Raw genomic sequence first — 20958 nt, forward strand, 5'->3', positions numbered from 1 at the left:
ATGTTGCCGTGGGCCGGTGTCTGAACTAATGTCTGGACACGTGTCCGGTAACCGGCCGGACGTCGACGGAAGGGTGCTCGGGTGGGGGCTCCGGGATTGGCCAACGAGTCCACGCGGCGGCGGCTCACCGACCGGCAGGCCGACACCGTGCGGCGGCTCACCGACGCGGCGGTGGAAGAGGTGCGCGAGGCCGGGTACGAGGGCCTGACCGTGCGGAACGTCGCCAAGCGCGCGGGGGTCGCCCCGGCGACGGCGTACACCTACTTCGCCTCCAAGAACCATCTGATCACCGAGGTGTTCTGGCGGCGGCTCAGCGCGCTGGAGCCGGTCGCGGTGGAGGGCTCGACGAAGGAGCGCGTGGGCGCGGTGCTCCGCGAGATCGCGCTGCTGGTCTCGGACGAGCCCGAGCTCGCGGCCGCCTGCACGACCTCGATGCTCGGCACCGACCCGGACGTGCGGGAGCTGCGGATCAGGATCGGCATCGCGATCCGGGAGCGGCTCCAGACCGCCCTGGGCGAGGACGCCGACGAGAAGGTGGTGGGCGCGCTGGAGCTGGCGTACGCGGGTGCGCTGGTGCACGCGGGCATGGGCTACACCTCGTACGCCCGCATGGCCGACAGGCTCGCCGAGATGGCCGAGCTCATACTCACGAACACATAGCGAGGTGACGGCTGTGGGGCATTCCCCCGGGTTTCCTTCCAGCTCTGTCTCTTACAGCCCTTACGACTACGCCATCCACGAAGACCCCTATCCGACGTACGCCAGGTTGAGGGACGAGGCTCCTCTCTACCGGAACGAGGAACTGGGCTTCTGGGCCCTGTCGCGGCATGCGGATGTGGCGGCGGCCTTCAGGGACCACGCGACGTTCTCCAGCATGAACGGTGTCTCGCTGGAGCCGAGCGCCTGGGGCCCGCATGCCCACAAGACGATGTCGTTCCTGGCCCTGGATCCGCCCCGGCACACACGGATGCGGGCCTTGGTCTCCAAGGGCTTCACGCCCCGGAGGGTCAAGGAGCTCGAGGACGGCATCCTGGAGCTGACCCGGCGCTATCTCGATCCCCTGGTGGACGCGGGCGAGGGCGACTTCATCGAGACGTTCGCCGGCAAGCTCCCGATGGACGTCATCTCGCAGATGATGGGCGTCCCGGAGGCCGACCGCGCCGAGGTGCGGCGGCTGGCCGATCTCGTGGTGCACCGGGAGGAGGGGCTCAACGACGTCCCGCCCGCCGGGATGGAGGCCGCGCTCACGCTGGCCGGCTACTACGAGCAGATGGTCGCCGAACGCAGGAAGCGGCGCACCGGGGATCTGACGTCGGCGCTGCTCGACGCGGAGATCGACGGCGACCGGCTGGAAGAACGCGAGGTCATCGCGTTCCTCTTCCTGATGGTCGTGGCGGGCAACGAGACGACGACGAAGCTCCTGGCCAACACGCTGTACTGGGGCTGGCGCAATCCGGCGGAGTCACGCAAGGCGCTCGACGACGCGGCACGAGTCGAGGACTGGATCGAGGAGACGCTCCGGTACGACACGTCCAGCCAGATGCTCGCGCGGACCGTCGCGCAGGAGACCACCTGGCACGGGCAGACGATCCCGTCGGGAGAGCGGATGTTGCTCCTCGTCGGGTCGGCCAACCGCGATCCGAGAGCCTTCGCCAAGGCGGATGCGTACGACATCGACCAGGACACCTCGCAGCTCATCAGTTTCGGTGGCGGACGGCACTTCTGCCTTGGCGCCAACCTCGCGCGGCTGGAGGCCCGGATCGCGCTGACCGAGTTCGTCCGGCAGGTGTCGGCGTACGAGGTGGACGGCGACCGGGCCCAACGCGTGCATTCGGTGAACGTTCGGGGATTCGCGACCTTGCCCGTACGGCTGGAGAGGCGACAATAATGCCCAGATTCGAACCACACCCTGAGCGACGTCCGGCACTGGTGGCCGGAGCGTCATCCGGCATCGGCGCGGCCACGGCCACCGCCCTGGCGATGGCCGGACATCCCGTGGCGGTAGGCGCGCGGCGTGTCGACAAATGCGAGGAACTGGCGGCGACGATCCGGGCGGGTGGGGGAGAGGCGTTCGCGCATCCCCTGGACGTGGGCGACTCCGACTCGGCCAAGGCTTTCGTAGCGGCGGCACAGGACGCGCTCGGCCCGATCGAGGTTCTCGTGTCGGGCGCAGGAGACCTGGCGGCCGACCGGATTCACGAGCTCGACTCAGACGGATTCCTGGCCCAGGTACAGGTGCATCTCATCGGCGCACATCGGCTGGTGTCGCAACTAGTACCAGGCATGGTCGCGCGAGGGCGCGGAGATGTCGTCTTCATCTCCTCCGACGTCGTCCGGGCGCCACGCCCGCGGATGGGCGCGTATGTCGCCGCGAAGAACGGCGTGGAAGGCATGGCCCGCGCCATGCAGATGGAACTGGAGGGCACCGGCGTACGCGCGTCGATCGTCCGGCCCGGCCCGACCGCGACCGGGATGGGCATGGGCTGGGACGCCGAGACGACCGGGCAGGTCCTGGAGGAATGGGTCAAGTGGGGCCTGGCCCGGCATCCCTACTTCCTGCGCCCGTCCGACGTCGCCGCGGCCGTGGCGGCCGTGGTGGGGACGCCGCGCGGCTCGCACCTGTCACTCGTCGAGGTCCAGCCCGAGGCGCCCGTGGAGAAGTCATGACGATCCCTGCCGTGTCCGGCGGCCCCGACCACCTGGACGAGCTCCGGTCGGACCCCATCGCGCTGATGCGCCGCGTCCGCGCGGAGTGCGGCGACGTCGGCGAGTTCCGGCTGGCGGACCGCCGCGTGGTGCTGCTGTCGGGCGAGGAGGCCAACGAGTTCTTCTTCCGCGCCCCGGACGAGGAGCTCGACCAGGCCGAGGCCTACCCGTTCATGACTCCGATCTTCGGCGCGGGCGTCGTCTTCGACGCGACCCCGGAGGAACGCCGCGAGGCGTTGCACAACCAGGCGCTCAAGGGCTCCTTCCTCAAGGGCCATGCGGCGACTATCGCGGCCGAGGTGGACCGGATGGTCGCCGGATGGGGCGAGGAAGGAGAGATCGACCTGCTCGACTGGTTCGCCGAGCTGACCATCTACACCTCGTCCGCCTGCCTGATCGGCAAGAAGTTCCGCGAGCAGCTCGACCGGCGCTTCGCCGAGCTCTACCACGACCTCGAACGCGGCACCGACGCGATCGCGTACGTCGATCCGTACGCGCCGATCGAGAGCTTCCGCAAGCGCGACGACGCGCGGGCCGCGCTGGTCGAGCTCGTGCAGGGGATCATGAACGGGCGGCCGCCGAGACCTCCGAAGGAGGACCGCGACCTGCTCGACGTCCTCATGTCGATCAGGGACGAGGACGGCACCCCGCGCTTCAGCGCCGACCAGGTGACCGGGATGTTCATCTCGATGATGTTCGCCGGGCACCACACCACGTCCGGGACCGCCGCGTGGACGCTGATCGAGCTGCTGCGCCACCCCGACGTGCTGGCCGGCGTCGTGACCGAGCTGGACGACCTCTACGCCGACGGCAGCGAGGTGAGCTTCCAGGCGCTGCGCGAGATCCCCAGGCTGGAGTCGGCGATCAAGGAGGCGCTGCGGTTGCATCCGCCGCTGATCCTGCTGCTGCGGGTGGCCAAGTCCGAGCAGGAGGTGCTCGGCCACCGCATCCCCGAGGGCACCATGGTCGGCTGCAGTCTCGCCGTCTCCAACCGGATCGCCGAGGACTTCCCTGAACCGGACGCCTTCCGTCCCGAGCGCTACGCCAAGCCGCGTGAGGAGGACCTCGCGCACCGCTGGACGTGGGTGCCCTTCGGCGCCGGACGGCACCGCTGCGTCGGCGCCAACTTCGCGATGATCCAGCTGAAGGCCATCTTCTCGGTGCTGCTGCGCGACTGGGAGTTCGAGCTCGCCCAGCCGTCCGAGACCTACCGCAACGACCACTCCAAGATGGTCGTCCAGCTCGCGCAGCCGTGCGCCGTCCGCTACCGCCGCCGGCGGCGACCGTGAGGGTGGAGGCGGACCTCGACCTGTGCCAGGGCCACGCCATGTGCGAACTGGAGGCGCCCGACGTCTTCGAGGTCCCGCCCAAGGGAAAGGTCCGCGTCCTCAACGCCGAACCGCCCGACGACCTGCGCGACGACGTCGCCGCCGCGGTCCGTTACTGCCCCACCCAGGCGCTCAAACTGGAGGAGTCCCCGTGACCGGTTTTCCGCGCGAGGAGCTCGACGACATGGTCCAGCACTGGCTGGACACCAACCGGCGCTGCGAGGAACTCGGCGACTGGCGGCCGCTCGCCGAGCTCTACACCGAGGACGCGACGTACGGCTGGAACATCGGCCCCAACCAGGACTTCATGGCCGTCGGCCGCGACGAGATCCGCGACCTGGCGCTCGGGTCGGAGATGGGCGGCCTGGACGGCTGGTCGTACCCGTACCAGAGCATTCTGATCGACGACCGCAAGGGCGAGGTGGTCGGCTTCTGGAAGCAGGTGGCCGACGCCCGGCGCCCGGACGGGAGCCCGTACGAGGCGGCGGGGATCGGCGGCAGCTGGTTCCGGTACGCGGGGAACCGGCAGTGGTCGTGGCAGCGCGACTGGTTCGACCTGGGCAACGTCACCTCGCTGTTCGTCGAGATGATGAAGGCCGAGGTGCTGTCGGACGGGATGAAGCGGCGGCTCGACCGCGCCGCCTCGGGCGAGCCGATCCCCGGCTACTACAAGCGCGGCGAGAGCCCGGCCTCCCTCTGGTGAGGGCCATCCGCCGATGAGGCCGCCGCCCCTGTGGTGAGGCCGCCCCTCTGGTGAGGCAGCTTCTCTGGTGAGCGCGGGCCCCGGGGCGGCACCCGGGGTCAGCGCCGGGGTTTCCCGCCCTTAGATCTGGCCTTCGGGCTTCTTCGGGATCGTGGCGGTGATCGCCTCGCCGAACTCGATCAGCACGTCCCCCGGCGGGGCGTACTTGGCGGGCACCGTCACCTCGACGTAGGCCTGGCGCGCGACCGCCGTCCAGGTGATCGGGCGGTCCGCCGGCTGCCCGAACCAGTCGACCCCGTTGATGGTCTGCAACTGAGCGGCGGGCGTCAGCGCGGGGGGACGCGGGACACCGCAGCGCAGTGCGATCGCGGGAGAGCCCCAGGCGGCGGTCAGCGGCGAGCTCGGCTCGGTGTCGCGGCGGGAGAGGCCGTTCACCTTCGCCGGCAGCCGCAGGCCCTCGCAGAGCCGGGCCGTCACGGCGTCGGGACTCGGCGCCGGCACCTGGACCGCGCCGTCCGAGCAGCCGGCGACCGCGACCAGCGTGACGCCGAGCAGTGCGAGCGGACGGCGGCGAACCACAGAGGCGTGACCGTCAGATATGCACGATCGGGCAGGTGAGCGTCCGGGTGATCCCTTCGACCGCCTGGATCTGCGCGACGACGAGCTTGCCCAGCTCGTCGACATTGTTGGCCTCCGCTCGGACGATGACGTCGTACGGCCCTGTCACGTCCTCCGCCAGTTTGACGCCCGAGATCCCGGCGATCTCGCGGGCCACGGCGGCAGCCTTGCCTACCTCGGTCTGGATGAGGATGTAGGCCTGCACCATCACGTCCTCCCCGGGCGGAGAAATAGCCGTCAGAAACTCACCGTATCGTGTTACGCGGCGCGACGGGGGCCCGGGGGGCGATCAAGTGCGCCTTGTCCTTTCTGCGGGGGGTTCGGAGGCGATGGAGACCATCGGGGAGCTGGGCGAGTTCGGCCTGATCGCCCGGCTGACGCGGCGGCTGCCGCAGGGCCCGGCGGTCGACCTGGGGCCCGGCGACGACGCGGCGGTGGTCCGGGCGCCCGACGGGCGGGTGGTGGCGACCACCGATCTGCTCGTGGAAGGGCGGCATTTCCGTCTCGACTGGTCCGGCCCGTACGACATCGGCCGCAAGGCCGCCGCGCAGAACCTCGCCGACGTCGTCGCCATGGGCGCTCGCCCCACGGTCCTGCTGATCGGGCTCGCCCTGCCCACCGGCACCCCGGTGGAATGGGCCGAGCGGCTCTATGACGGCCTTGCGGACGAATGCGCACGGGCCGAGGCCTCGGTGGCCGGTGGGGACGTCGTGGGGGCGGCTGAGATCACGATCGCGGTCACGGCGCTCGGTGATCTTGGCGGCGAGCCGCCGCTGACCCGTTCCGGTGCCGGGCCGGGCGACGTCGTGGCCGTACGCGGCCGGATCGGCCACTCCTCGGCGGGCCTCGACCTGCTGTCCGGCGGGCTCGACGGCCCGGCCGAGCTGATCGAGGCGCACCGGCGCCCGCGACCCCCGTACGAGGCGGGACGCGAGGCACGGGCGCTGGGCGCGACGACTCTCATGGACGTGAGCGACGGGCTGCTCCAGGACCTCGGTCACATCGCGGCGGCGAGCGGCGTCCGGATCGAGATCCGGAGCGCCGCGGTGCCGGTCGCGGACGTGCTCGGCCCGGACGGGCTCAGGCACGCGCTGACCGGCGGCGAGGACCACGCCTTCGCCGGCACATTCCCCGCCGGGGCCGTCCTTCCGCCCGCCTGGACGGCCGTCGGTGTCGTCACGGAGGGCGACGGCGTCACCGTGGACGGACGCCCCGGCGAGGCGGGTGGCTGGGACCACTTCCGCAGGTGAGCGCGGGTGACACGGCCGGTTGCGGGGGCCACCCTTTTACTCATCCGGTAGGCATGTTTGGTACTGGTTTGGTATACCTTCCTGTGATCGAAGAGGGATGGGATGGGACGACACACCAAGCCGCAGCGGCCTGATGACGAGGGAGCCCATCAGGCTCCACCGTTGGCCGCGCCGCACCCCGGAGCCCCCATACCCCCACCCCCGCAGACCCCGTCGCCCATACCGCCGCCCGCCCAGGCAGCACCCGTGCCGCCATCCGCCCAGGCAGGGCCAGTGCCACCACCCGCCCAGGTACCGCCGGTGCCGCCCGTGCCGCCGCCCGCCCCGGTGCCGGTACCGCCGCCCGCCGCCGGCCGGCCGCCCGTCTCGCTCGACGTGACCATGCCGGACGTCAGCGCCTTCTACAAGACCCGCGGGCCGTCCCCGGGCCCCGCGACCGACCGTCCCGCCGCCGCTGGCCGTCCGCCCGCGACAGGCAGGCCCGCCGCCCCGGCGCCCGTGGCCGGCGCGGCCACCGGCGCGCCCCGCCCGCCGCGCGCCGCCGCCCCGGAAGGCGACAAGCCGGCCGACAAAGTCCCAGGGCGGCGCCTGCCCAAGAAGCTCGTCGTCGCGCCGCTCCTGCCCGTCACCGCGCTGGTGATCGCCGTCGGCGTCGTCGCGTACGCGGGCAGCACCTCGCAGATCTCCCTCAACTTCGGCGGCGGCGCCCACGAGCCCGCCGAGCCCAGGGACGGCCAGGTCTCCGAGCGCGGCGGGCAGCCGACCGCGGCCGGACGGCAGGCGGGCCTGGTCGTGGCGTTCCGGGTGGGCGCACCGACCGCGAGCGGGTTCCGGGCCACCGTGACCATCGGCAACCGCGGCAAGCAGCCGGTCAACGACTGGGCGATCGCCTTCAAGATCCCCAATGTCACGTTCGTGTCGGCGACCGGCGGCACCGTCGTGGGCACCGGGCAGCGCCTCTACGTGCGCAAGGCCCCCGGCACCCCGGCCCTCGGCCCGGGCCAGAAGGTGCGGCTCACCTACGTGGCCAGCGGCGTCGCGCAGCCCCCGTCCGAATGCGTCATCAACAAGCAGCCCTGCGTCCGGGTCTGACCCGTTCCGGCGCCGTTTAGGGTTGGCGGCATGACGCAGAACCCGCCCCTCGTGCTGACCATCGCCGGTTCCGACTCCGGCGGCGGCGCCGGGATCCAGGCCGACCTGAAGACGATGCTGGCCCTCGGCACGCACGGCATGAGCGTCATCGCGGCCGTCACCGCCCAGAACTCGCTCGGCGTCCAGGGCTACTGGGAACTGCCCCCCGAGGCCGTCCGCGCCCAGCTCGACTCGGTGCTCGGCGACATCGGCGCCCAGGCGATCAAGACCGGCATGCTCGCGTCCACCGCGCTCGTCGAGACCGTCGCCGAACGCCTCGCGTCCGTGGACGTGCCGGTCATCGTCGACCCCGTGGGCGTCTCCAAGCACGGCGACTCGCTGCTGGCCCCCGACGCCGTCGCCGCCGTCCGGTCGGCCCTGCTCCCGGTCGCCACCGTCGTGACCCCCAACCTGTACGAGGTCGAGCAGCTCACCGGCGTCAAGGTCGTGGACGAGTCGGGCCTGCGCGAGGCGGCCGAGGCGGTCAAGGCCCTCGGCCCCGCCTGGGTCCTGGTCAAGGGCGGCCATCTGCCCGGCGAGCCCGCCGACCTGCTCTTCGACGGCACGACCGAGCACCGCTTCACCGCGCCGCGCCACGACAACCGCCACACCCACGGCACGGGCTGCACCCTCGCCTCCGGCATCGCCGCCTACCTCGCCTTGGGCTCCGACGTCCCCACCGCCGTGGCCAGGGCCAAGGAGTACGTCACAGGCGCGATCGCCGCAGGCTTCCCCCTGGGCGCCGGAATCGGGCCCGTAGACCACGCCTGGCGCATGCGCGACCGCTGACGGCTGAGCCCGACGTTGGCGGCTCGTCCAGGAATGCAAAAGTCGGCTCACCAGAACACTGGTGAGCCGACTGAGGCTTGGGGACGACCGTCAGACGGTCGGCTTCACTACCTTTCCTGCCTTGATGCAGGAGGTGCAGGCGTTGATGCGCTTGGTGCCACCGTTCACGACGGCGCGCACGCGCTGGATGTTGGGGTTCCAGCGGCGCGGGGTGCGGCGGTGCGAGTGGGAGACACTCATGCCGAAACCGGGTCCCTTGCCGCAGACGTCGCAGACGGAAGCCACGGGAAACTCCAAAGTGGGTGTCGGTGCTCTGAACGGAACGCCCCCGGCCGGAGAGGCCGCTCGGTGCGCTCGCTGAAGGCGCCTCGGAGGAGGCGCATGGATCAGAGTAGCCGACCTCTCGACCGCTAAGCGAATCGGCGAGGGGATTCGGCCTGCGGATTCCGGGTTCGATCGGTTCCCAGCGGTGACGTCACGCGGTACAGATTATGCGGACATGGTGGGAGAGGGGCGTGAGTGTGACTGAGGTCCTCGACGGGGCGGCGGTACGGCAGTGGTGCAGGCTCGCGGCCGAGGCCCTCGGCCGTACCCGGGGGGAGATCGACGCGCTCAACGTGTTCCCGGTGCCCGACGGCGACACCGGCACCAACCTGCACCTGACCGTGCTGGCGGCGGCGGAGGCCGCCGAGGCGCTGCCGGCGGCGGCCGGCACCGCCGAGACGTGGCGGGCGATGGCGCAGGGCGCGCTGCTGGGCGCCCGGGGCAACTCCGGGGTGATCCTGAGCCAGGTGTTCCGCGGGCTCGCCGAGATCATGGGACGGCCGGGGCTGCGGGTGGACGCGGAGGTCTTCGCCGAGGCGCTGGAGTACGCCTCGGTGCTGGCCCGCAACGCGGTCGAGCATCCCGTCGAGGGGACGATCCTCAGCGTCCTCCAGGAGGCGTCGGCCGCCACCGGCACCGAGGACGGCCTCTCCGGAGCCGCGCGCGGCGCCGCCACCGGGGCCCGCCAGGCGCTGCGCAAGACCACCGGCCAGCTCGACGTCCTCGCCCGCAGCGGGGTCGTGGACGCGGGCGCCGCCGGCCTCTGCGTGGTCCTGGAGGCACTCGCCGCCGTGATCACCGAGGAGTTCCCCGAGCGGTACGAGGTTCCCGCCCGCACCCACGGCGAGCCCGCCGTCCGGGACGAGCCGGAGACCACGGGCCCCGGGTACGAGGTCATGTACCTCCTCGACGCCCCCGACGACGCCATCCACGACCTCCGCGAGACCCTCGACGGCCTCGGCGACTCCCTGGTCGTCGTCGGCGGCGACGGCCTCTGGAACATCCACGTCCACGTGGACGACGCCGGGGCGGCCATCGAGGCGGGCCTCACGGCGGGCCACCCGCACCGCATCCGCGTCACCTACCTGCACACGATCACCGAGGACCAGCCGCACGCGCCCCACGTCGGCCGCGCCGTGGTCGCGGTCACGGCCGCCGACGGGCTCGCGGCGCTCTTCGAGGGGAGCGGCGCCAGGGTCGTGCGCCGTGCCTCGGGCACCGTCCCGCCCCTGGCGGTCCTGGCGGAGGCGATCCTGGCCGCCGGCGACGAGGTGGCGGTGCTGCCGAACGAGCCCGAGGTCCTCGCCCTCGCCGAGGCCGCCGCCGAACGGGCCCGCGACGCCGGCGCCCGCATCGCCGTCGTGCCGACCAAGGCGTCCGTCCAGGGCCTGGCGGCGCTCGCGGTGCACGATCCGCTGCGCCGCTTCGCCGACGACGTGATCGCCATGACGCGCGCCGCCGGCGCGACCAGGTTCGGTCACCTGGAGGTCGCCGCCGAGGAGGCGTTCACCAGCGTGGGCCTCTGCCAGCCCGGCGACGTGCTCGGCCTGATCGACGGCGATGTCGCCATGATCGGCGCCGACCTCGGCGAGGTGGCCCGCCAGTGCCTGGACCGGATGCTGTCCGGCGGCGGCGAGCTGGTGACCCTCATCGTCGGCTCCCACGCACCCCCCGGCCTGGCCGAAGCCCTGGAGGACCACCTGAACGACGCCCGCCCCGACGTCGAGGTCGGCGTCTACGACGGAGCTCAGGAGCGCTACCCCCTGCTCATCGGAGTGGAATGACCCCCCGATGGGCTAGAAAAGACAGGTGGCCAAACTCGACGAGCCGTTGCGCAAGGTCCTCGGGGACAAGACCGCCAAGGTCCTGGCGAGCGGCCTCGACCTGCACACGGTCGGGGACCTGCTGCACCACTACCCCCGCCGCTACGCCCACCGCGGCGAGCTGACCCCGCTCAACAGCCTGCTGGACGGCGAGCACGTGACGGTGATGGCCGAAGTGGTCAAGGTCCAGGGCCGCACCCTCACCCGCAGCCCCGGTTACGTCCTGGAGATCACCGTCACCGACGGCACGGGCGAGCTCAAGCTGAGCTTCTTCGGCCGGAAGGGCTCGTACAAGCCCGAAAAGGAGCTCTCTCCGGGCACCCGCGGCCTGTTCGCCGGCAAGATCAGCACCTACCGTCCCCGCAGCGGCCGGCCCGTCCGCCAGCTCACCCACCCCCAGTACAAGCCGATCCACGCCCGCGAGGGTGCCGAGGCCGCCCAGGAGTGGGCCGACGAGATCATCCCGATCTACCCGGCGACCAAAGGCCTGGACATCGACGCGATCACCAAGTCCGTGGGCCTCGTCCTCGACAACCTCCAGCTCGGCGACGACCCGATGCCCCAGCTCACCCTCAAGCGCTACGGCATGATCGGCCTCCGCGACGCTTACGAGGGCATCCACCGTCCCAAGGACTGGGACGAGCTCTCCCGCGCCCGCAAACGCCTCAAGTGGGACGAGGCGTTCGTCCTCCAGATCGCCCTGGCCCAGCGCCGCCAGGCCGCCGCCGCCCTCCCCGCCAAGGCCCGCCCGGCGATCGAGGGCGGCCTCCTGGACGGGTTCGACGCCCGCCTCCCCTTCGAACTCACCCAGGGCCAGCGCGAGGTGGGCCGCGAGATCGCCGAAGACCTCTCCCTGGAACACCCCATGCACCGCCTCCTCCAAGGCGACGTGGGGGCCGGCAAAACGGTGATCGCGTTGCGGGCGATGTTGCAGGTGGTGGATGGGGGTGGGCAGGCGGCTCTGCTGGCGCCTACCGAGGTGCTGGCGCAGCAGCACTACCGGTCGATTACCGGGATGCTCGGGGAGCTGGCGCAGGCCGGGCAGATCGGGGGAGCCGACAACGCGACCAAGGTCGCGCTGCTCACCGGGTCGCAGGGGGCCAAGGTGCGCAAGGCAGCGTTGCTGGACGCGGCCTCGGGGGCGGCGGGCATCGTGGTGGGCACGCATGCGCTGTTGCAGGACCAGGTGCAGTTCGCCGACCTGGGGCTGGTGGTGGTCGACGAGCAGCACCGGTTCGGGGTCGAGCAGCGGGACGCGTTGCGGGAGAAGGTGACCGGCGGGCGGCCGCACGTGCTGGTCATGACGGCCACGCCGATTCCCCGGACGGTCGCGATGACGGTGTTCGGCGACCTGGAGACGTCCGTGCTGGGGCAGTTGCCGGCGGGGCGGTCGGAGATCAAGACGCATGTGGTGCCGCCGGAGAAGCCCGCCTTCCTGGCGCGGACGTGGGAACGGATCAAGGAGGAGGCGTCCGGCGGGCGCCAGATCTACATCGTCTGCCCGCGCATCGGCGAGCAGGAGGGCGACGAGGGCGACGCGATCGAGGAGGACGGGGAGCGGCGGTCCCCGCTGGGGATCATGGAGGTGCTGCCCAAGCTGGAGGTCCTGCTGGCGGGGCTGCGGCTGGGGGTGCTGCACGGCAAGCTCCATCCGGACGAGAAGGACGCGGTGATGCGCCGGTTCACGGCGAGGGAGCTGGACGTGCTCCTGGCGACGACCGTGATCGAGGTGGGCGTGGACGTGCCCAACGCGACCGTGATGGTGATCATGGACGCGGACCGGTTCGGGGTGTCGCAGCTGCACCAGCTGCGCGGGCGGGTCGGCCGGGGGGCGCTGCCGGGGCTGTGCCTGCTGGTGACGGACGCCGAGGCGGGGAGCAAGGCGCGCGAGCGGCTGGACGCGGTGGCCTCGACGACGGACGGCTTCAAGCTGTCGCGGCTCGATCTGGAGCAGCGCCGGGAGGGCGATGTGCTCGGGGCGACCCAGGCCGGGCGCTCGTCCAGCCTGCGGCTCCTGACGCTCCAGCGCGACGAGGAGGTCATCCGGCACGCCCGGGACGAGGCCACCCTGCTGGTCGAGGCCGATCCGGAGCTCGACGACAACCCCGGTCTCGCGGCCGAGCTGGCCTCCCTGCTGGACGAGGAGCGCGCGGAGTACCTCGAGAAGGCCTAGGATCCCTACTTAATAGATTGACTTTATCGGAAATCCGGGTGAGCATGGGGGCGTGCATCCGAGAGAGCCCCTGACCGCTCGCCGGCACGTCGATCTCCGGCGGCAGGCGAGCGCCCTGTGTTCGCGCCGCTGATCCCCGACCCGTACCGGATCAGACGGCCACCCGGAGGCCTCATCATGACGATCACCGACACGTCCGCCGACCTCGGCTTCCTCGCCCGGGTCATCGAGCTGCACCAGATCTCTCACCCCGAGGTGGGCGACCTCGAGCCCTACCTCCGCGACCCCGAGCCCGAGGTGCGCGGCGCCGCGCTCACGGTCCTCATCAGGAGCGCCGGCGGCGGCGACGGCCCGCGCGGCTTCGGCGACGCGCTCGCCCTGGCGCTCGCCGACGAGGACGAGCAGGTGCGGCGTCTCGCGGCCGAGGCACTGCGCGACCTGCCCGAGGTCTATCTCGGCGACGAGGGGGTCAAGGCGCTCCTCTCGGCGTCCTCGCGCGGCCGCGACCGGCTGGTCCGCGAGGTCGCGACCGCGCTGCTGGTCGTCCTCACCGAGGGCGCCGGTGAGCTGTACGAGCAGGGTTTGCAGGACGGCGAGGTCCACGTCCGCGTCCAGGCGGTCCTCGGGCTCGTCGCGCTGCGCGCGGTCGGCGCGGTCGCGGCGGCCGCCGACGACCCCGCCCGCGAGGTGCGGGTGGCCGTCGCCGAGGGCCTGACCAGGCTCGCGGTGCCCGCCGGCCTGCCCGTCCTCGACCACCTGCTCGCCGACCACGACACCGTCGTGCGGATGGCGGCCGTCGACGCGGCCGCCGAGCTCGGCCTGCCCGAGCCGCTGGAGGGCAGGGTGATCACCGCGATCGCGCACTCCAGCTGGCAGGTGCGCAAGCGGGCCGCCCTGGCGCTCGCGCGGGCGACCCCCGAGGTCGCCGTCCAGCCGCTGCTCCACGCGCTGCGCGACCGCATCGTGGACGTGCGCCGGGCCGCGGTCCAGTCCCTGGAGCAGTGGGCCTCGGACCGTCCCGAAGTCGTCACGGCCCTTACCGAGGCGCTGGCGGATCCTGACCCGGGAGTGCGAACTCAGGTCCGGTGGGCACTCGCGTGAGCCGCCGGTCGTCCTAAGAGACGTGGGCGGGATGTTCCGGGGTGGGGGCATCCCGCCCGCCCATTCGCACGACCCGCCGGGGGCGCGGCTGGTCCGGGGCGCGGCGATAATCAAAGAGAGGCCGAGCGAAGCTCGTCCATTGATGGCGGCGGGTGGGGGCTGGAGATTTGGAAGGTCGAGCGCAGCTCGTCGTTTGCAGGCGGCGGGTGGGGGCTGGAGGACGGTGAGCAGGGTCATCGCGGGAACCGCGGGCGGGCGGCGGCTGGCGGTCCCGCCGGGCCGCGACACGCGGCCGACCAGCGACCGGGCCCGGGAGGGCCTGTTCTCGACGGTCCAGGCGCTGCTGGGCCCGCTCGACGGGCTGCGCGTGGCCGACCTGTTCGCCGGGTCCGGCGCGGTCGGCCTGGAGGCGCTCTCGCGCGGGGCGGCGCACGCGCTGCTGGTCGAGTCGCACCCGCGCGCGATCAAGGTCGTCCGGCAGAACGCGGCGTCCCTCGGCCTGCCCGGCGCGCGGCCGGTGGCCGACAAGGTCGAGCGGGTCGTCCGGCGCCCCCCGGACGAGCCCTACGATCTGGTCTTCGCCGACCCGCCGTACGCGCTCACCGACGCCGCCGTCATCGATCTCCTCATCGACCTGCGCGACAACGGCTGGTTCACGCCGGACGCGCTGGTCGTCGTCGAACGCTCGGTGCGCGGCCCGGCGCTCGCGTGGCCGGACGGCTACACCGCCGAACGCGACCGCCGTTACGGCGAGGCCGTCTTCTGGTACGGCCGCGCCGATGCCGAACCGGCTCCACAGTGATCCATTCCGTGAATCGTCCCACGCCGCGATCGCCGGTGTGTGAGGGTGAAATGATCATTTGGGGGCGCGCGTGACCGTGACGAGTGGTCGCGCCACTTCGGGGGAGTAGGCCCGGCATGGACAAGGCGGTGAGGCGCACCTGGATCGTGGCGCTGCTGATGGGCCTCGCCCTGATGGTGAACGTCACCTACGTCCAGGGGTTCGAATACCAGGACCTGCGCGACGACTCCCACAACGCGCGGCAGTTCGACGACCGCAACAAGATCGAGCGGGGCCCGATCGTGGCCGGCGGCCAGAAGCTGGCCTGGTCGGAGAAGGTCAAGGACGAGAAGACCTACCGCCGCCGCTACTGGAACAGCGAGGTCTTCGCGCCGATCACCGGCTACTTCTCGGTCTTCTCGCAGAGCGCCCTGGAGAACGCCGAGAACCACTTCCTCGACGGCACCGATCCGCGCCTGGCCACCAGCAACTTCCTCGACAAGCTCCTTGGCCGGAAGACGCCCGGCGGCTCGGTGGAGACCACGATCAACCTCAAGGCCCAGCAGACCGCCTACACCGCGCTCAAGTCCAGCGGCGCCCGCCGCGGCGCCGCGGTCGTGCTGGACGCCGAGACCGGCGCGATCCTCGTGATGGCCTCCACCCCCTCGTACGACGCCGGCTCGGTGTCGACGCTGGACGCGAAGGAGGCGACGAAGAGGTTCAAGGCCCTCAACGACGATCCGCTGAAACCGCTGCTCAACAAGGCGATGAACGAGGTCTTCCCGCCCGGCTCCACGTTCAAGACCGTGGTCGCCGCGGCCGCGCTGACCGGCGGCGACACCAAGAACTCGCAGGTCAAGGCCGGACGCAGCTACAAGCCTCCGGGCGCGGGCCAGGCCATCAACAACGACGCGGGCGACATCGGCGGCCAGTGCGACCTGCCCGCCATCCCGCTGATCGACTCGTACGCGCAGTCCTGCAACACCACGTTCGCTTACATGGGGGCAGAGGAGCCGGGCAACCAGGCGGTCGGCGACCAGGCCGCGGGCTTCGGCTTCGGCAGCAAGGTCGACGTCGCCGAAGGGAAGATGACCAGCGCGGCCAGCTCGTTCCCCAAGACCGACCAGCCGTCGCTGAGCGCGCTCGGTTCGATCGGGCAGGGCAGCACGGTCGCCACCCCGCTGCAGATGGCCATGGTCACCGCGGGGGTGGTCAACGGCGGCAAGGTCATGCGGCCCTACCTGGTCGACAAGCTGCGCGCGCCCGACGGCTCGGTCGTGAGCGACGCGAACCCGAAGACGCTGGCCCGGCCGCTCACCGCCGCGCGGGCCGGGCAGATGCGGGACCTGATGAAGGCCGTGGTCCGCTCCGGCACCGGCAAGAGCCTGCAGGGCTCGTCCATCGTCGGCGGCAAGACCGGCACCGCCGACGTCGAGGCGAGGTCCTACAACGACCGGTGGTTCATCGGCTACGGCCCCGGCTCGAATCCGCGGTACGCGGTCGCGGTGATGACCGAGGCCGAGGGGTATGGAATCAAGTCGGGACCGATCGCCGCGGAGATCATCGACGCGCTCGCCGGCTGACCCCGCCGTGCCCGGACCCGTGCCGGTGAAGCCCGGTGCGGGGCGACCGAATCCGGTTTGGTACGGTCGCGCCGCAGGCCCCACCTGCACAGAAGGCCAGACCTCCGCTTCGGTAGTCTCGCAACGGATGGAGCCACCACGTGCGCCGTGTCGTTTGTCCGGGCTCGTTCGACCCCGTCACCAACGGGCACCTCGACATCATCAGCCGTGCCTCCCGCCTCTTCGACGAGGTGGTCGTCGCCGTGCTGATCAACAAGACCAAGCAGGGGCTCTTCACCATCGAGGAGCGCATCTCGATGCTCGAAGAGGTCACCAGGGAGTACGGCAACGTCAAGATCGACAGCTGGCACGGCCTGCTCGTGGACTTCTGCCGGCAGAACGACATCCCCATGATCGTCAAGGGGCTGCGCGCGGTCAGCGACTACGAGTACGAGCTGCAGATGGCGCAGATGAACCACCGCATGGCGGGCGTGGAGACCATGTTCATGTCCACCAACCCCCTCTACTCCTACCTCTCCTCCAGCCTCATGAAGGAGATCGTGAAGTACGGCGGGGACGTGTCGGGCCTGATCCCCGAGCTCGTCCACGAGGGCCTCGTCAAACGCCTCCAGCAACACTGAGAGCGCAGGTCACGGGCACGAGTTGGGTCCGGGTGCCTGCGTTCGGTACCCTGGGGAGTCGGCCACGACCGACGGCCGCGATTCGCCATGCCTCACGAAAGCAGGACTCCGCTGTCTCGCCTCGACCCCAACGCTCCGCTCGTGCTCGACACCCGAGCTCTCAGCAGACAACCCGGGTCGTCCCGCGAGCAGACCCTGAACGTGCCGGCACCGGAGAATTTCGGCGTCGAGATGGTGGGCGTGCCCGAGGGCGCCGAGCTCGAACTGGATCTCCGGTTCGAGGCGGTGCTGGAGGGCGTGCTCGTCACGGGCACGGCGTGGGTCCCCCTCGAGGGGGAGTGCGCGCGGTGCCTCGACCCGATCGCCTCGACCTTCGAGGCGGACTTCCAGGAGCTCTTCGTCTATCCTGACACCCGCTCCGGCGGGAACGCCGGCGACGACGAGCTCCGCCTCGAGGACGATCTGATCGACCTCGAGCCGGTGCTCCGGGACGCGGTGCTGCTCGCACTGCCGCTGTCCCCGCTGTGCCGGGACGACTGTCCCGGCCTGTGCACCGAATGCGGGGTCCGGCTGGCCGACGCCGGTCCGGACCACCACCATGACGTCGTCGACCCCCGGTGGGCGGCATTGCAAGGCATCACAGACCCACGAGAACGAAAGCAGGAGGGCTGACCAGTGGCCGTCCCGAAGCGGAAGAAGTCGCGCAGCAACACGCGGCACCGGCGTGCGCAGTGGAAGACCGCGGCGCCGACCCTGGTCGAGTGCCCGACCTGCCGTGACCAGAAGCTGCCCCACACCGCGTGCGCGACGTGCGGCACCTACGACCGGCGGCAGGTCGTCGCGCCGTCGGCTTGATCTTCGAGTCTCGGGGGGCGGGTCCGCGCGCAGGCGCGGCCGGCCCCTCGAGGTGCGTCCACCGACCATCCGGCGCGTGACGCCGGCGTGGCGACCGGCATCCGGATCGGCGCCCGAGGCCGTGGTGCACGCCGGGAATGATCAACCGGCGCGCACCTCGTCTTCGCGGACCCTCCCTCGTGCCGCGCTTCCGCGTCGGCACCGCCGTCACACGCCGTAGCGGCCACCACACCGAGTGGCATGAGCCCTGCGAGGAGGGCCTGTGACCGGCAAGACCCACGACCCCGCGCCGGATCGCGCGGAGCTGACCCGCGCGCTCGGCGTCGAGATGACCCCCGGGCTGCTCGAACGCGCGCTGACCCACCGTTCCTACGCCTACGAGAACGGCGGCCTGCCCACCAACGAGCGCCTGGAGTTCCTGGGCGACTCGGTGCTCGGGCTGGTGGTCACCGACACGCTGTTCCGCGACCACCCCGACCTTCCCGAGGGCCAGCTGGCCAAGCTGCGCGCCGCGGTGGTCAACATGCGCGCCCTCGCGGGCGTCGCGCGCGGCCTCGGCGTGGGCGCGCACATCCGTCTCGGCCGGGGCGAGGAGGGCACGGGCGGCCGTGACAAGGCCTCGATCCTCGCCGACACGCTGGAGGCGCTGATCGGCGCAGTCTACCTCGACCGCGGGCTGGCGGAGGCCTCCGCGCTGGTGCACCGGCTGTTCGACGCGCTGATCACCCGGTCCGCCGGGCTCGGCGCCGGGCTCGACTGGAAGACCTCGCTGCAGGAGCTGACGGCGGTGGAAGAGCTCGGCGTGCCCGAGTACCACGTCGCCGAGAGCGGCCCCGACCACCAGAAGACCTTCCGCGCCTCGGTGCGGGTGGGCGGCGCCACCTACGGCTCGGGTGAGGGACGCAGCAAGAAGGAGGCCGAGCAGCACGCCGCCGAGGCCGCCTGGAACGCCATCCGTGAGATCGTCGTGGCCCGCGAGGCCGGGGAGGCCGCCAGGGACGGCGCCGACCCGCGCCCCAACGGCCTCAGCGCCGACAAGGCGGGCAAGGCAGGCAGCACGAACGACGCCGCCCACCGCCCATAGGGCCTGTCTCAAGGCCACCCGCCCTGCGGGCGCCGACCTTGAGACGCCCTAATCTTGATCCCATGTCAGAGACCTCCCGATTGCGCTACCGGATGATCACCGGGCCGGACGACGCCGAGTTCTGCAAGCGCGTCAGCTCGCTCCTCGACGAGGGGTACGAGCTGCACGGCTCGCCCACGATGGGGTTCGACGCCGCCCGCGAGCAGGTGATCGTCGGCCAGGCCCTCGTCCTGCCGGATCCGCGCGAGGCCGCCGATGCCTGAGCTGCCCGAGGTCGAGGTCGTCCGCCGGGGCCTGGAGAGCTGGGTCACCGGCCGGACGACCGGCGCGGTCGAGGTGCTGCACCCGCGCGCGATCCGGCGGCACGCGGCGGGCGCCGACGACTTCGCGGGCCGGCTGACCGGACGCACGATCGTCACCCCGCGCCGCCGCGGCAAGTACATGTGGCTGCCGCTGACCGAGGCCGGGCAGCCGGACGACAAGCCCGTGGAGGCGCTGCTGGCGCACCTCGGCATGAGCGGGCAGCTGCTGGTCGGCGAGCCGGGCCGCGAGCGCGAGAAGCACCTGCGGATCCGGGTCGCGTTCACCGACGGCGGGCACGATCTGCGGTTCGTCGACCAGCGGACCTTCGGTCACCTCATGATGACCGACCTGGTCCCCGACCCCTTCGCGCCCGGCGCCTGGGTGCCCGAGCCGATCGAGCACATCGCCGCCGATCCGCTGGAGGACGTGTTCGACGACGAGGCGTTCTTCCGGGCGCTGCGGCGCCGTCGCACCGGTGTCAAGCGGGCACTGCTCGACCAGTCGCTGATCAGCGGGGTCGGCAACATCTACGCCGACGAGGCGCTGTGGCGGGCCAAGCTGCACTGGGCGCGGCCGACCGAGACCCTCACGCGCGCCGAGGCCTCCCGCGTCCTCACGGCCGCGCGCGAGGTCATGTCGGCGGCCCTCGGCGTCGGCGGCACCTCGTTCGACAGCCTCTACGTCGACGTGAACGGCGAGAGCGGTTACTTCGAACGGTCACTCGACGCTTACGGGCGCCGTGACGAGCCGTGCCGCCGGTGCGGATCGGCGATCCGGCGCGACGTGTTCATGAACCGGTCGTCCTTCAGCTGCCCCACCTGCCAGCCGCGCCCGCGCCGGGCGCGCCACTAGGGGCCGGCGTGCGATCGGAGAAGGACGACCAGAGCGTGCGGCTGACCGCCTGGGCCCGCGGCCGGGTCCAGGGAGTCGGCTTCCGCTGGTGGGTGCGGGCCCGGGCCCTGGAGCTCGGGCTGGTCGGCAGCGCCACCAACCTGCGGGACGGCAGAGTCGAAGTGGTGGCCGAGGGGCCCCGTTCGTCCTGTGAGCGCCTGCTGGAGCTTTTGCGGGGTCCCGGTACCCCTGGACGGGTCGCGGGCGTCACCGAACGCTGGAGCGAGCCGCGCGGCGGAGCCTCTGGTTTCCAGGAGAGGTGACCGGGTAGGGTTTTCCGCTTTGTACCTGCTAAACTAGTGACGACAGGTTGTTACCGGCCTGTGATGTCCGTCTTGACCAGGACACTGGCCGGTGCGACTCTAGATGATATGCGCACCAGCTCGATTTGCTCTTAGTGCGCGATCCCTGCTGGTTACTCAGCGTGGAGGACCCTTAGTCATGGCGAAGGCTCTACTCGGCCACGTCGGCGGTCCCGACCCCCGGATGGTCGCGGAGATGCGGCGCCTTCAGCGGCGCGTACGTGATCTGGAGGCCGAGCTCGTACGGCTTCAGGCAGAGAACGATGCGCTGGCGACGGCGCCGGACGACGACATCGTGTCGCTCGGAGTAAAGGATCGCGAACCGGCGCTGACATGATCTGCGCCTGAGGGCTGGATGGACGGATCCCGGTCGCAAGCGAAGCTTGCAGCCCCGTCCCCAGCCCTTCGTATTGCCCAGACGTGTTCGCCGTTGCGCGCAACTGCGACCCCCTGGAATTCTCGTTGTGGGGGCTTGGCCCCCACATCTCTCCCTTTCGTGGGCTCGGCACCGCCGCTGTCACGCTTCGTGGCCGGGCGCTCCGCCGTGGGATCCGTGTCGCCGATTCGCCATCAAACTAGGCGGAAAAGGCCAC

At 71.5% G+C, this 20958-nt stretch carries 26 protein-coding genes; 23 read left to right on the forward strand and 3 right to left on the reverse strand.

Annotated features, from left to right (window positions below):
• Window positions 1–81: 81 nt before the first annotated feature.
• The 6 genes from ACGFNU_RS09255 to ACGFNU_RS09280 are packed head-to-tail and all read left to right on the forward strand — an operon-like array spanning window position 82 to window position 4737.
• Complete coding sequence (locus tag ACGFNU_RS09255; protein ID WP_392591706.1) at window positions 82–660, forward strand: TetR/AcrR family transcriptional regulator; 579 nt, start codon at window positions 82–84, stop codon at window positions 658–660.
• A 13-nt stretch (window positions 661–673) separates the two neighbouring features.
• Window positions 674–1888 (forward strand): cytochrome P450, encoded by a 1215-nt coding sequence (locus ACGFNU_RS09260; protein ID WP_392591708.1) that lies wholly within the window; start codon window positions 674–676, stop codon window positions 1886–1888.
• On the forward strand, window positions 1888–2667 hold the full coding sequence (locus tag ACGFNU_RS09265) for an SDR family oxidoreductase (RefSeq protein ID WP_392591710.1): 780 nt from the start codon (window positions 1888–1890) through the stop codon (window positions 2665–2667). The genes ACGFNU_RS09260 and ACGFNU_RS09265 overlap by 1 nt, the downstream gene beginning before the upstream one ends.
• Window positions 2664–3995 (forward strand): cytochrome P450, encoded by a 1332-nt coding sequence (locus ACGFNU_RS09270; RefSeq protein WP_392591711.1) that lies wholly within the window; start codon window positions 2664–2666, stop codon window positions 3993–3995. Before ACGFNU_RS09265 ends, ACGFNU_RS09270 begins: the two co-directional genes overlap by 4 nt.
• A complete protein-coding gene (locus tag ACGFNU_RS09275) occupies window positions 3992–4189 on the forward strand; it encodes a ferredoxin (protein ID WP_392591713.1) in 198 nt (65 codons plus the stop codon). Before ACGFNU_RS09270 ends, ACGFNU_RS09275 begins: the two co-directional genes overlap by 4 nt.
• A complete protein-coding gene (locus tag ACGFNU_RS09280; protein ID WP_392591715.1) occupies window positions 4186–4737 on the forward strand; it encodes a nuclear transport factor 2 family protein in 552 nt (183 codons plus the stop codon). The genes ACGFNU_RS09275 and ACGFNU_RS09280 overlap by 4 nt, the downstream gene beginning before the upstream one ends.
• Window positions 4738–4857: 120 nt before the next feature.
• Here the strand turns inward: ACGFNU_RS09280 and ACGFNU_RS09285 are convergent, their stop codons facing one another.
• Both ACGFNU_RS09285 and ACGFNU_RS09290 read right to left on the reverse strand, forming a co-directional pair.
• A complete protein-coding gene (locus ACGFNU_RS09285) occupies window positions 4858–5316 on the reverse strand; it encodes a DUF3515 domain-containing protein (protein WP_392591717.1) in 459 nt (152 codons plus the stop codon).
• Between the two features lie 13 nt (window positions 5317–5329).
• Window positions 5330–5563 carry an Lrp/AsnC ligand binding domain-containing protein gene (locus ACGFNU_RS09290; protein ID WP_344536817.1) on the reverse strand — a complete coding sequence of 78 codons (234 nt, stop codon included), beginning with the start codon at window positions 5561–5563 and terminating at the stop codon, window positions 5330–5332.
• Window positions 5564–5684: 121 nt separating this feature from the next.
• On the opposite strand from ACGFNU_RS09290, the gene ACGFNU_RS09295 reads away from it, so the two are divergent.
• The 3 genes from ACGFNU_RS09295 (at window position 5685) to thiD (ending at window position 8525) form a co-directional block, all read left to right on the forward strand.
• A complete protein-coding gene (locus tag ACGFNU_RS09295) occupies window positions 5685–6605 on the forward strand; it encodes a thiamine-phosphate kinase (RefSeq protein WP_392591719.1) in 921 nt (306 codons plus the stop codon).
• 273 nt (window positions 6606–6878) lie between these two features.
• Window positions 6879–7697: a cellulose binding domain-containing protein gene (locus ACGFNU_RS09300; RefSeq protein WP_392591720.1), complete on the forward strand. Its 819-nt coding sequence runs from the start codon at window positions 6879–6881 to the stop codon at window positions 7695–7697.
• A gap of 30 nt (window positions 7698–7727) precedes the next feature.
• Window positions 7728–8525 carry a bifunctional hydroxymethylpyrimidine kinase/phosphomethylpyrimidine kinase gene (thiD, locus tag ACGFNU_RS09305; RefSeq protein WP_392591721.1) on the forward strand — a complete coding sequence of 266 codons (798 nt, stop codon included), beginning with the start codon at window positions 7728–7730 and terminating at the stop codon, window positions 8523–8525.
• Window positions 8526–8615: 90 nt separating this feature from the next.
• On the opposite strand, the gene rpmB is transcribed toward thiD, so the two are convergent.
• Entirely contained in the window at window positions 8616–8810 is a 195-nt protein-coding gene (gene rpmB / locus ACGFNU_RS09310) for a 50S ribosomal protein L28 (RefSeq protein ID WP_151571354.1), read from the reverse strand.
• Between the two features lie 230 nt (window positions 8811–9040).
• On the opposite strand from rpmB, the gene ACGFNU_RS09315 reads away from it, so the two are divergent.
• The 14 genes from ACGFNU_RS09315 (at window position 9041) to ACGFNU_RS09380 (ending at window position 20702) form a co-directional block, all read left to right on the forward strand.
• Window positions 9041–10633 (forward strand): DAK2 domain-containing protein, encoded by a 1593-nt coding sequence (locus ACGFNU_RS09315; protein WP_392591724.1) that lies wholly within the window; start codon window positions 9041–9043, stop codon window positions 10631–10633.
• A 25-nt stretch (window positions 10634–10658) separates the two neighbouring features.
• Window positions 10659–12845 carry an ATP-dependent DNA helicase RecG gene (recG, locus tag ACGFNU_RS09320; protein WP_392591726.1) on the forward strand — a complete coding sequence of 729 codons (2187 nt, stop codon included), beginning with the start codon at window positions 10659–10661 and terminating at the stop codon, window positions 12843–12845.
• A gap of 52 nt (window positions 12846–12897) precedes the next feature.
• Window positions 12898–12978 (forward strand): putative leader peptide, encoded by an 81-nt coding sequence (locus tag ACGFNU_RS09325; RefSeq protein ID WP_392593464.1) that lies wholly within the window; start codon window positions 12898–12900, stop codon window positions 12976–12978.
• Between the two features lie 44 nt (window positions 12979–13022).
• The gene (locus ACGFNU_RS09330; protein ID WP_392591727.1) at window positions 13023–13946 is read left to right on the forward strand and encodes a HEAT repeat domain-containing protein; all 924 of its coding nucleotides are present in this window, start codon (window positions 13023–13025) and stop codon (window positions 13944–13946) included.
• Window positions 13947–14169: 223 nt separating this feature from the next.
• Window positions 14170–14748 carry a 16S rRNA (guanine(966)-N(2))-methyltransferase RsmD gene (rsmD, locus tag ACGFNU_RS09335; RefSeq protein ID WP_392591729.1) on the forward strand — a complete coding sequence of 193 codons (579 nt, stop codon included), beginning with the start codon at window positions 14170–14172 and terminating at the stop codon, window positions 14746–14748.
• Between the two features lie 116 nt (window positions 14749–14864).
• Complete coding sequence (locus ACGFNU_RS09340; RefSeq protein WP_392591731.1) at window positions 14865–16310, forward strand: penicillin-binding transpeptidase domain-containing protein; 1446 nt, start codon at window positions 14865–14867, stop codon at window positions 16308–16310.
• A 140-nt stretch (window positions 16311–16450) separates the two neighbouring features.
• Entirely contained in the window at window positions 16451–16930 is a 480-nt protein-coding gene (gene coaD, locus ACGFNU_RS09345; RefSeq protein WP_392591732.1) for a pantetheine-phosphate adenylyltransferase, read from the forward strand.
• 87 nt (window positions 16931–17017) lie between these two features.
• On the forward strand, window positions 17018–17602 hold the full coding sequence (locus ACGFNU_RS09350) for a YceD family protein (protein ID WP_392591734.1): 585 nt from the start codon (window positions 17018–17020) through the stop codon (window positions 17600–17602).
• Between the two features lie 3 nt (window positions 17603–17605).
• A complete protein-coding gene (rpmF, locus tag ACGFNU_RS09355; RefSeq protein ID WP_392591735.1) occupies window positions 17606–17785 on the forward strand; it encodes a 50S ribosomal protein L32 in 180 nt (59 codons plus the stop codon).
• 328 nt (window positions 17786–18113) lie between these two features.
• Window positions 18114–18869 (forward strand): ribonuclease III, encoded by a 756-nt coding sequence (rnc, locus tag ACGFNU_RS09360; RefSeq protein WP_392593466.1) that lies wholly within the window; start codon window positions 18114–18116, stop codon window positions 18867–18869.
• Between the two features lie 62 nt (window positions 18870–18931).
• On the forward strand, window positions 18932–19132 hold the full coding sequence (locus ACGFNU_RS09365) for a DUF1737 domain-containing protein (RefSeq protein WP_392591737.1): 201 nt from the start codon (window positions 18932–18934) through the stop codon (window positions 19130–19132).
• Complete coding sequence (gene mutM, locus ACGFNU_RS09370; protein ID WP_392591738.1) at window positions 19125–20024, forward strand: bifunctional DNA-formamidopyrimidine glycosylase/DNA-(apurinic or apyrimidinic site) lyase; 900 nt, start codon at window positions 19125–19127, stop codon at window positions 20022–20024. Before ACGFNU_RS09365 ends, mutM begins: the two co-directional genes overlap by 8 nt.
• A gap of 8 nt (window positions 20025–20032) precedes the next feature.
• Window positions 20033–20326 (forward strand): acylphosphatase, encoded by a 294-nt coding sequence (locus ACGFNU_RS09375; protein WP_392591740.1) that lies wholly within the window; start codon window positions 20033–20035, stop codon window positions 20324–20326.
• A gap of 178 nt (window positions 20327–20504) precedes the next feature.
• On the forward strand, window positions 20505–20702 hold the full coding sequence (locus ACGFNU_RS09380) for a hypothetical protein (RefSeq protein WP_151571373.1): 198 nt from the start codon (window positions 20505–20507) through the stop codon (window positions 20700–20702).
• The last annotated feature ends 256 nt before the right edge of the window (window positions 20703–20958 follow it).

The organism is Spirillospora sp. NPDC048911, assembly GCF_043198015.1.
In the GTDB taxonomy this organism is placed as follows: domain Bacteria; phylum Actinomycetota; class Actinomycetes; order Streptosporangiales; family Streptosporangiaceae; genus Spirillospora.